The organism is Dethiosulfatibacter sp. (assembly GCF_983023055.1).
The window spans coordinates 3049-13412 of the sequence record NZ_CEZJXU010000017.1 but is presented as its reverse complement, the minus strand read 5'-3'; the positions used below and the strand labels follow the sequence as shown (position 1 = coordinate 13412).

The 10364-nt window shown below is 35.3% G+C and carries 10 protein-coding genes; all 10 read left to right on the top strand.

The window, feature by feature from the left end; genetic code table 11:
- Nucleotides 1-384 (top strand): polyprenyl diphosphate synthase (gene uppS / locus AC3AX0_RS01695; RefSeq protein ID WP_487548571.1); only part of this gene is annotated, 384 nt, incomplete at its 5' end.
- A gap of 9 nt (nucleotides 385-393) precedes the next feature.
- Nucleotides 394-1158 carry a phosphatidate cytidylyltransferase gene (locus AC3AX0_RS01690; protein WP_487548570.1) on the top strand — a complete coding sequence of 255 codons (765 nt, stop codon included), beginning with the start codon at nucleotides 394-396 and terminating at the stop codon, nucleotides 1156-1158.
- 9 nt (nucleotides 1159-1167) lie between these two features.
- Nucleotides 1168-2406: an RIP metalloprotease RseP gene (gene rseP / locus AC3AX0_RS01685; RefSeq protein WP_487548569.1), complete on the top strand. Its 1239-nt coding sequence runs from the start codon at nucleotides 1168-1170 to the stop codon at nucleotides 2404-2406.
- An 8-nt stretch (nucleotides 2407-2414) separates the two neighbouring features.
- Nucleotides 2415-3452, top strand: a complete 1038-nt coding sequence (gene ispG, locus AC3AX0_RS01680; protein ID WP_487548568.1) for a flavodoxin-dependent (E)-4-hydroxy-3-methylbut-2-enyl-diphosphate synthase — start codon at nucleotides 2415-2417, stop codon at nucleotides 3450-3452.
- Between the two features lie 34 nt (nucleotides 3453-3486).
- Nucleotides 3487-7716, top strand: a complete 4230-nt coding sequence (locus AC3AX0_RS01675; RefSeq protein WP_487548567.1) for a PolC-type DNA polymerase III — start codon at nucleotides 3487-3489, stop codon at nucleotides 7714-7716.
- Nucleotides 7717-7810: 94 nt separating this feature from the next.
- Nucleotides 7811-8272: a ribosome maturation factor RimP gene (locus AC3AX0_RS01670; protein ID WP_487548566.1), complete on the top strand. Its 462-nt coding sequence runs from the start codon at nucleotides 7811-7813 to the stop codon at nucleotides 8270-8272.
- Nucleotides 8273-8283: 11 nt separating this feature from the next.
- The gene (gene nusA / locus AC3AX0_RS01665; RefSeq protein WP_487548565.1) at nucleotides 8284-9339 is read left to right on the top strand and encodes a transcription termination factor NusA; all 1056 of its coding nucleotides are present in this window, start codon (nucleotides 8284-8286) and stop codon (nucleotides 9337-9339) included.
- Nucleotides 9340-9609, top strand: a complete 270-nt coding sequence (rnpM, locus tag AC3AX0_RS01660; RefSeq protein WP_487548564.1) for an RNase P modulator RnpM — start codon at nucleotides 9340-9342, stop codon at nucleotides 9607-9609.
- Nucleotides 9599-9895, top strand: coding sequence for a L7Ae/L30e/S12e/Gadd45 family ribosomal protein (locus AC3AX0_RS01655; RefSeq protein ID WP_487548563.1), 297 nt, complete (start codon nucleotides 9599-9601; stop codon nucleotides 9893-9895). Before rnpM ends, AC3AX0_RS01655 begins: the two co-directional genes overlap by 11 nt.
- 15 nt (nucleotides 9896-9910) lie before the next feature.
- On the top strand, nucleotides 9911-10364 hold a 454-nt coding region (locus tag AC3AX0_RS01650), incomplete at its 3' end, for a translation initiation factor IF-2 N-terminal domain-containing protein (RefSeq protein WP_487548562.1).

Here is a 10364-nt window from a genome sequence, read left to right as displayed (position 1 = left end):
ACCAGGTCAAGTATTCTAAAATCTATTGAAAAAACTTGCATGAATGACAAGATGAACTTCAATATAGCATTGAATTACGGATCTAAAAACGAAATAGCATGGGCTGTTAGAAAAATAGCTCAGGATGCAGTGAACAGCAATCTTGAAATTGAAGACATCAATGAAGAATTAATCAGCAGTTATTTATATTCCAATGGTCAGAAAGATCCTGAACTTATAATCAGAACAAGCGGAGAGCAAAGATTGAGCAACTTCCTGTTGTATCAAGCAGCATATTCGGAATTCTATTTTACTGATATATTGTGGCCTGATTTTACTGCAAATGAATTAAATAAAGCTATCATTGAATATCAAAACAGGAACAGAAGATACGGCAAGGAGTAATGGATAACTATGGGAAATCGATTAAAAACAGGTTTAATAGCCGGAGCATATTTAGCAGTGGCAACCTACATAGGCGGGTATTTATTCAAATTCACTTTTTTTGTAATAACCATGGTGGCTTTATTTGAGTATAACAAGGCAGTTAATAAAAATAAAAATCATGTATTCATATTGAATTACTTGATAACTATTGCAATATTTGCTTCAAATGCATTTGAACTAAGTATTAATCCTTATCTGGTGTTGTCATCATATATGATAGTAGCAGGTATATTTTACGTTATTGACTCAAATATTAAATTATTTGATATTTCATCAACAATATTTGCATTTGTATATATTATAATACTAATGTATCATGTGGTGCTTTTAGGTGAAACCATTTACATTTGGTCAGCATATGCCGTAGCATTTAGTGCTGATTCCTTTGCATACCTTGCAGGAACTAGATATGGTAAACACAAACTTTGTCCTAATCTGAGCCCTAAAAAGAGTGTTGAAGGAGTTCTAGGAGGGCTTGCCGGTACAATGGTTGCAATGGCTATTATGAATATCCTAATGCTTAAGTCGGATATGTTATCGGTATTACTCATAGGGGTTATTGGAGTTATGGCATCCGTTTTTGGAGATTTGGTTGCCTCCAAGATAAAAAGGGAGTACAATGTAAAGGATTATGGAAATGTATTGCCTGGTCACGGAGGAATGCTGGATAGATTTGACAGCTTTTTATTTGTAGCACCACTTGTTTATTATATGACATTATATATGCTATAGGAGGACATCATGATAACAACAATATCTTCAATTATAATATTTTCCCTTGTAATACTAATTCATGAATTGGGGCATTTTCTGGCTGCCAGAAAAGTCGGCATCAAGGTTCATGAATTTTCTATTGGAATGGGACCTGTTCTCTACAGGAAAAAGGGAAAGCAAACTGATTATTTAATAAAAGCATTACCAATCGGAGGATATATCAGAATGGAAGGTGAAGATGACGAAACCTTCTCTCATGACAGTTTTAATTCGAAATCAGCAATGAAAAGATTTTTTGTTATTTTCATGGGTCCAATGATGAATTTTATTCTTGCGTTTATATTGTTTTTTGTCATTGTATCAACATATGGTATATCCGGTACTACAGTTGAGTATATTGATGCGGATTCAAATGAGTATGCATCGGGTCTTAGAGAGGGCGATGAAATAATAAGCATCGAAGGAAATCGAGTTAGATTTTGGGATGATTTATATGAAGAAATTTCAGAAAATGAAACGGATTATAATATTGTAGTTGAAAGAGACGGAAAAGAATATGATTTTATTATTGAAAATAGTTACAGATATGTAGTTGGTATTTCTCCAACTGAAATCAATGGCGAATACACTACAGAGTTGTCCATGGTCAATATGGGTTACCCCGCTGCAGAAGCAGGAATCAAGGTGGGAGATCGAATTCAATCTATAAATAGCATTGATACTGATACATGGGAAGAAGTAAAGGATGCAATAAAAGGTTCGCATGGAGATGAAATTGATATCCTGGTTGACAGAAATGGAAAAAGTATAAATATTGATGTTGAACCTATGAACCAATTGACTATTGGATTTTATACAGAAGTTGAGAAAAACATAGTTGCTGCAATCTACGGTTCTTTATTTAAAACTGTTTTTTATATTAAGCTTATGTTCCAATTTATACTAATGCTTTTTACAGGGAATGTTGGCACTGAAGCTATTGCAGGACCTGTAGGAATCATTTCCATGGTTGGAGAGGCTGCTAAAATTGGTTTATATCCATTAATTAATTTGGCGGCGTTTATAAGTATAAACCTTGGATTTATGAATTTATTGCCTATTCCTGCACTGGATGGAAGCAGGCTTGTATTTATAATATGGGAAGGTGTTTCAGGGAAAAGAATTCCACCTGATAAGGAAGGTTATGTACATTTCATTGGATTTGTTTTTCTTATGGCACTAATGTTCTTTGTTTTGTATAAGGATATATTAAAACTTTTAACCTAGGGGTAGAAATGAAAAAGAAGATATATTACGGAAATGTTGCCGTAGGCGGTGACAGTATAGTTACAGTACAGTCAATGACAAATACTGATACAAGGAATGTAATTGAAACGGTAAAACAGATTAAATCCCTTGAAAGAAAGGGTTGCGACATCATAAGATGCGCAGTGCCAGATATGGAAAGCGCTTATGCAATAAAGGAAATAAAGAAAGAAATTTATATTCCTCTTATTGCAGATATACATTTTGACCATAAGCTGGCAATAAAGTCTCTTGAAAACGGAGCTGACGGAATAAGGCTGAATCCCGGAAATATTGGAAGCAAGGAAAATATAAGGGAAGTAGTTAAGGTCTGTAGTGAAAAAAACATTCCTATAAGAGTTGGTGTTAATTCCGGATCTGTAAAAAAGGAATACGTAGAAAAATATAATGGAATCAATGCTAATTCTCTTGTTGAAAGTGCGGTGGAGCAGGTAGGTATAATAGAAGACTGCGGATACGATAATATAGTGATATCAATTAAATCGTCTGATGTCAACCTTACTTATGAAGCCAATAGTCTAATGAGGAAAAGAAACGAATATCCTCTACATTTAGGTATTACAGAGGCAGGTTCTTTTGTCAACGGAACCATAAAGTCTGCAATGGGGATTGGTAGCCTACTAATGAAGGGAATAGGTGATACAATAAGGATATCTTTAACTGATTCTCCTGAAAAGGAAGTTTTAGTAGGGAGGAAGATGTTGCAATTCCTTAATATTAGGCCTTACGGACCAAATATAATATCTTGCCCAACCTGTGGAAGAACAAGGATAAATCTCGAAAAAATCGTAAATGAAGTAGAGGAAGCCCTTGTGGACTGCAAAAAGGACTTGAACATTGCGATAATGGGTTGCATAGTAAATGGGCCAGGGGAAGCGAAAGAAGCGGATATTGGTATTGCTGGTGGAGATGGAAAAGCAGTTCTTTTCAAGAAGGGTGAAGTAGTTAGAACTCTAAAAGAGAAAGATGTTGTCAATGTACTCCTTGAAGAGATAGAAAAAATATAACTGCGTAAAGCAGTTTTTTTATGGTGATATAAACATGAGTGATAATTTATTAATAAATGATCTGATTTCTAATATTGAACTTAATCATAATTCCAACAGGATGAATATTCTTCTTGGTACTGAAGAGATATTCGACCTTGCTTCATTGTACAAATATGAAAGGGAATATAGAAGAATGTTTTCAGAAAACATTACTGTCAAAATTGCATATGGCAACAAAGTAAAAGGTATTTCTGAAAATACTGTGAAATCTAACTTTTGTTTTCTTTTCAGAAAATACATCAAGTCTTTTTCAAGAGAATTTAGTGAAGAAAACTTTGAAATAGAAGGCGAATCTATTATTGTCAACGTAAACAGCAAATTACTATTTGATAATATCATGAGAAGCAATACTGCAGACAAGATTGCAGGATACCACGAACGGGTCTATGGTTGCAACTACAAAATCAATATCAATCTTATTGAAAGGTCTGGTCCTGGCCTTGATCTAGATAGGGAGCTTGATGAAATAGTAAAGAAAAGTAGCGAAATAAATGCTGTTCATCAGTCTAAAAAAGCAAAACAACCTACAAAACAAGGTAAGGATAATGGATCAAGTGAAGACATTATTATTGGGAAAAAGATTAAGGACAGTTATATAAAAATAGACGATATTATGGATGTTGAAGGATTTGACTGCTGTGTTAAAGGTGAAATACTATCCATTGAAGTGAAGACTATAAAAAAGGATTTATATATAAGCCAGATTGATATGACGGATTATACAAATTCAATAACTGTAAAAAGCTTTATAAGAAAAGCTGATGTTGTTCAACGAGTGGAGACGCTTGGGAAAGGAAGTTCCATTATTGTAAAGGGTAGAATGAATTATGATACATATTCAAAGGAATATGTTCTCATCGCTAACAATATAAGCCTTTGTGAAATGGATTCCGAAGGAAAACATGTTTGTCAGGATACCTGTGAGGAGAAGAGGGTTGAGCTGCATGTCCACAGTAAAATGAGCTCTATGGATGGCGTAAGCGAGTTTGGAAACATAGTTAAAAGAGCAAAGGAATGGGGACACAAAGCTGTTGCAATTACAGATCACGGCGTCCTCCAATCTTTCCCTGATGCAATGCATGCAGCTGACAAGTATGGAGTGAAAATTCTTTATGGTGTAGAAGGTTATTTGTCTGATGATGACATTACCATAGTGAAGAATCCTGTTAACCAGGGAATAAGAGAAGAAATGGTAGTCTTCGATATTGAAACTACAGGTCTTTCTCCAATGAAGGACATGATAATAGAAATAGGTGCCGTAAAGGTTGTAAACAACGAAATCACAGAGGAATTCAATATACTTGTCAATCCAGGAATGGATATACCTGAAAAGATTACCGCGCTGACTGGGATAAGAAACGAAGATGTACGGGACTGCGAAGATATTCATTATTGTATTGAAGAGTTTATGAAATTTATAGGTAACTGCAAGGTTTTAGTGGCACATAATGCAAATTTTGACTATTCCTTTATTAGAAAGTTTCTTAAAGGGGACTTCAGTATTCTTGATACTCTTGAACTATCCAGAATATTGTTGAAGAAAAGAAGAAGCCACAAGCTTAATAAGATTTGCGAGTTTTTTAAAATATCACTTGAAAACCACCACAGGGCATCAGATGATGCAAGGGCTACTGGAGAAATTCTTATTAGATTCATAAAAATGCTTGAGGAAAGGAAAATCACTAATCTTACAGATGTCAATTCAGGTCTATCAACTGAAACTTCAATTAAGGATGCTCAGACATATCATATAATCATAATGGCTAAAAACTATATTGGTTTGAAAAACTTGTATAAGCTTGTATCCGAAGCACATATAAATTATTTCTACAAAAAGCCTAGAATACCAAAATCCCTTATAAGTAAGTACCGGGAGGGACTTGTTCTTGGAACAGCCTGTGAAGCAGGTGAACTTTTCAAAGCTGTAATGAGCGGCGCCAGCGATGGAGAAATTGATGAGATTGTTTCAATGTATGACTTTGTGGAAATTCAACCTATTATGAATAATATATTTCTTGTAAACAAGGGAATATTGAAAAGCAAGGAAGATCTTGTAGAAATAAATAAAAAGCTTGTTGAAATAGGAAAAAGAAACAATAAAATCATATGCGCTACAGGAGATGTTCATTTCCTTGACGAAGACGACAGTCAGACCAGGGAGATTCTCATGAGTGGGCAAGGATATTCAGATGCTTCGGATCAGCCACCTTTGTATTTCAAATCTACAGATGAAATGTTGAAGGACTTTTCATATCTTGGAGAGGATCTTTGCAGGGAAGTAGTCATTAATGGACCGAATCTTATTGCTGATTCCATAGAAGATATAAGACCTATACCTGACGGTACTTTCCCACCTATTATTGAGGGTTCCGACGAAATGTTGAAGGAGATAACACGTAAGACTGCTTTTGAAAAATACGGCAATCCTCTTCCAGAAGTTGTTGAGCAACGTCTTGACAGGGAATTGAATTCAATTATCTCCAATGGATATGCCATTATGTATATCATTTCACAGAAGCTTGTTGAAAGGTCGCTACAACTAGGATATCTAGTTGGTTCTAGAGGGTCAGTAGGTTCTTCCTTTGCAGCAACAATGAGTAACATTACAGAGGTAAATCCTTTGCCTCCCCACTATATATGTAAAAACTGCAAGAACAGTGAATTCGTACTTGACGGAACCTATGGTTCGGGAGTAGATATGCCTCCTAAAAAATGTCCTGTATGTGGCGAAGAGTATATTAAAGAAGGGCATGACATACCCTTTGAGGTATTTCTTGGTTTCAAAGGAGACAAGGAGCCAGATATAGATCTTAATTTTGCGGCTGTTGCACAGGTGGCTGCAATGAAGAACACTGAAGAGCTTTTTGGTGAAGGATATGTATATAGAGCCGGTACAATAGGAACCATAGCTTCGAAAACGGCCTACGGATTTGTCAAAAACTACTTTGATGAAAAAGAAGCTAAACTGAGAAATGCTGAGATCAACAGGATGGTCGAAAATTGTACAGGAATAAAAAGAACAACCGGTCAGCATCCTGGCGGTGTAATGATTGTTCCTCAAGATAAGGAAATATATGATTTTACACCAATTCAGTATCCTGCAAACAATAAGAAATCAGGTGTAATAACAACCCATTTTGACTATCATTCAATATCTGGTAGGATACTAAAGCTGGACCTTCTTGGACATGATACACCTACTATCATAAGAATGCTTGAAGATTTTACCGGTGTGAACAATTATGATGTTCCCCTTGATGACCCGGCAACCATCTCACTTTTTCAATCGCCGGAGGCACTGGGAATAACAAAAGAAGACATTAAATGTGAAACGGGAACTCTGGGTATTCCCGAATTCGGTACCCACTTCGTTAGACAGATGCTTCTTGACACAAAACCAAAGACATTTTCGGAACTAGTAAGGATATCTGGTCTTTCTCATGGTACTGATGTTTGGATAAACAATGCACAGGAGCTTATTCGAAAGAATATCACAACAATAGGAAATGTAATATCCACAAGGGATGACATTATGACATATCTGATTTATCAAGGACTTGAAAAGAAAAGATCATTCGATATAATGGAGAGAGTTAGGAAAGGTAAAGGTCTAAGGGATGAAGATCTAGATGCCATGTATGAACAAAATGTACCACAGTGGTATATCGATTCCTGCAACAAGATCAAGTATATGTTCCCAAAGGCTCATGCTGTAGCATATGTAACGATGTCTGTTAAGATAGCATACTTCAAGGTTCATCATCCCTTGGCTTTCTATGGGTCCTATTTTACCATGAAGGCGCAGGATTTTGATGCTGACCTTGTAGTAAAGGGAGAGAAAGCAATAGGAGACACTATAAGAGAGATTTCAAGTAAAGAGAGCAATACCCAAAAGGAAAAGAATCTTTGTACTGTCCTTGAGGTTGCTTTTGAAATGTATAAGCGTGGATATTCAATACTTCCTGTTGACCTTTACAAGTCCGACTGTAAGGAGTTTAAAATTGTAGACAACAAGCTGTTGCCTCCTTTCATATCCATTCAGGGATTGGGAGAAAGTGCAGCCTTAAGCATTCAGGCGGAAAGAGAAAAAGGAGAATTTATTTCTATTGAAGATCTGTCTAAGAGAGCCAGGGTTAACAAAACCTGTATAGAAATCTTGAAAAACCACGGAACCCTTGAAGGGCTTAATCAAAGCAATCAGATATCTTTATTTAATATTTGATTATTCGATGCTTTTGTGATACAATATATCTGTTGAATAAAGAAACTAGAGAGTGGGGCAGCCCACTCTTTCTAATTGCCCAAAGGAGGTTTGTATGAATAAGAATAATATAATAGATTATGTTAGAACGATTTCTGAAAAAATAGTTGAAGATATGGATATTGAAATTTATGATGTGGAATATGTAAAAGAAAGCGGCCTCAACTATTTGAGAATATATATATCAAAGGAAGCAGGAGTAAATCTTGACGACTGTTCCATAGTAAATAGAAAAATCAGTGAAGAGATTGACAAGGAAGACCCTATTGAAGAAGTGTATTACCTGGAGGTATCTTCACCGGGAATAGATAGAGCTTTTAGAAAAAACAGTGACTATGAGAAAAACATTGGAAAAGAAGTTGAAATTAAGCTTTATTCAAAGCTTAACAGCAAGAAATACTATTTAGGTACTCTCGTTGAATTCGATGAAGAAACGGTGATAGTTGAAGAGGGTGGCAAAGAAGTTAGAATAGACAAAAGTAATATATCAAAAATCAATAAATCAGTTGAGTTTTAGTGGAGGAAGAAATGAACAAGGATTTTATCAGAGCTATTGATGATTTAGAAAAAGAAAAGGGAATATCAAAGGAAATCGTCATAGAAGCAATTGAAACAGCACTTATTTCAGGTTATAAAAAGAATTATGGAAAAAACGGAAACGTAAAGGTTCAAATTGATACTGAAACTGGTGAGTACAAGGTATATACTGAAATGGTCATTGTTGAGGAAGTAGAAGACGATGGTTTCCAAATGGACCTTGAAAGTGCAAAAGAAATCAACAACAAATATGAGATTGGTGATGTAGTGAGAAACACTATTCAGCCTAAGGAAGATTTTGGAAGGATAGCGGCGCAAACATCAAGACAGGTTATACTTCAAAAAATAAGAGAAGCTGAAAGAGAAAATATTTATGAAGAATTCCACGGTAGGGAAAGTGAAATTGTAACCGGTACTGTTCAAAGAATCAGTAAAAACAATATCTTCATAAACCTTGGAAAAATTGAAGGTATATTGACTGAAAGTGAGCAGATTCCTGGAGAAGTTTACAGACAGGGAGATAGGATCAAGGCAGTAATCGTAGATGTGAAAAACACAAGCAAGGGTGCAAATATTACCTTGTCGAGAACACATCCTGATTTAGTGAAGAGAATATTCGAACTTGAAGTTCCAGAAATATATGACGGCGTCATAGACATATTCAATATTGCTAGAGAAGCAGGATCAAGGTCAAAAATTGCCGTCATGACAAATGACGAAAATGTTGATCCTATTGGATCTTGTGTTGGAAACAAAGGTACAAGGGTAAAGTCAATTGTAGATGAAATAAACGGTGAAAAAATCGATATCATAGTATATGACAAAGAACCTATGAAATTCATTTCAAATAGTTTAAGCCCTGCTACAGTTGTGAAAGTAGAAGTTAATGAGAAGAGTAAGAGTGCTCTTGTAGTTGTACCGGATTTCCAGCTTTCACTGGCTATTGGAAAAGAAGGACAAAATGCAAGACTGGCAGCAAAATTGACAAGCTGGAAAATAGATATAAAAAGCGAGTCTCAATACGATGCAATGAACGAAGGTGAGTAAATGAAAAATAAAAAAGTCCCCATGAGAAAATGTCTGGGGTGCAATGAAATTTTTCCCAAAAAAGAACTCATAAGAGTTGTAAAGAATAAAGAAGGCGATATTGCTCTCGATTTAAAAGGAAAGTTAAATGGAAGAGGAGCATATATCTGTAAAAATAAAGATTGCTATGAAAAAGCGTATAAGTCTAAAAGACTTAATAAAGCCTTCCAATGTGAAATTTCCGAAAAATTGTATGAAGAAATGTTAAAGGTACTTGAAGATGATAAATAAAATCTATGGAATGATTGGCTTTGCTAGAAAAAGCGGAAATTTACTCTTGGGATATGATGCTGTTACAGATGGAATCAAAAATAAAAAAGTTGTTCTAGTAATATACAGCACTGATTCTTCAGAGAAAATACGAGGAAAAGTAATAGAGCTTTGCAACACCAACACTATTAAATGTCTGGAATACGGTTTGAAAGTAGAAATCGGCAGCATTTTAAATAAATCAGAAGTGAGTTTCGTAGGAATATGTGATGGAAACATGGCAGATTATATAATGAAACATTATTAACAGGAGGTGTTCTTTATGAGAATATATGAATTATCGAAAATACTCAATATATCAAGTAAGAAAATCATAGAATCGGCAGAAAAAGAACTAAAAATCGAAGGAATAAAAAATCACATGAGCTCGGTTAGCGAGTTGGATGCAGCAAGAATACAGAAGCTGTTTCTGAAAACACATGAGGATAAGGCCAAACCAAAAGTACAGCAAAACAAAATGGCTGACAATAAACAAAAAACTCAAACCAGATCACAAATAGGCAATGATAAAAAGCAATTCAACAAGAAGCCAAGTGATCAGCCAAAACAACAGGGAAATACAAAGCCTAGTGGTCAGCCAAAACAACAAGGATATACAAAGCCTAGTGGTCAGCCAAAACAACAGGGATATACAAAGCCTAGTGGTCAGCCAAAACAACAGGGATATACAAAGCCTAGTGGTCAGCCAAAACAACAGGGATATACAAAGCCTAGTG

Excerpts from the sequence above, each read along its gene's own strand:
- AC3AX0_RS01675 (WP_487548567.1), top strand. The coding sequence starts at position 3,487 with ATGAGTGATAATTTATTAATAAATGATCTGATTTCTAATATTGAACTT.
- rnpM (WP_487548564.1), top strand. The coding sequence starts at position 9,340 with ATGAAAAATAAAAAAGTCCCCATGAGAAAATGTCTGGGGTGCAATGAA.
- AC3AX0_RS01655 (WP_487548563.1), top strand. The coding sequence starts at position 9,599 with ATGATAAATAAAATCTATGGAATGATTGGCTTTGCTAGAAAAAGCGGA.
- rseP (WP_487548569.1), top strand. The coding sequence starts at position 1,168 with ATGATAACAACAATATCTTCAATTATAATATTTTCCCTTGTAATACTA.
- nusA (WP_487548565.1), top strand. The coding sequence starts at position 8,284 with ATGAACAAGGATTTTATCAGAGCTATTGATGATTTAGAAAAAGAAAAG.
- AC3AX0_RS01690 (WP_487548570.1), top strand. The coding sequence starts at position 394 with ATGGGAAATCGATTAAAAACAGGTTTAATAGCCGGAGCATATTTAGCA.
- ispG (WP_487548568.1), top strand. The coding sequence starts at position 2,415 with ATGAAAAAGAAGATATATTACGGAAATGTTGCCGTAGGCGGTGACAGT.
- AC3AX0_RS01670 (WP_487548566.1), top strand. The coding sequence starts at position 7,811 with ATGAATAAGAATAATATAATAGATTATGTTAGAACGATTTCTGAAAAA.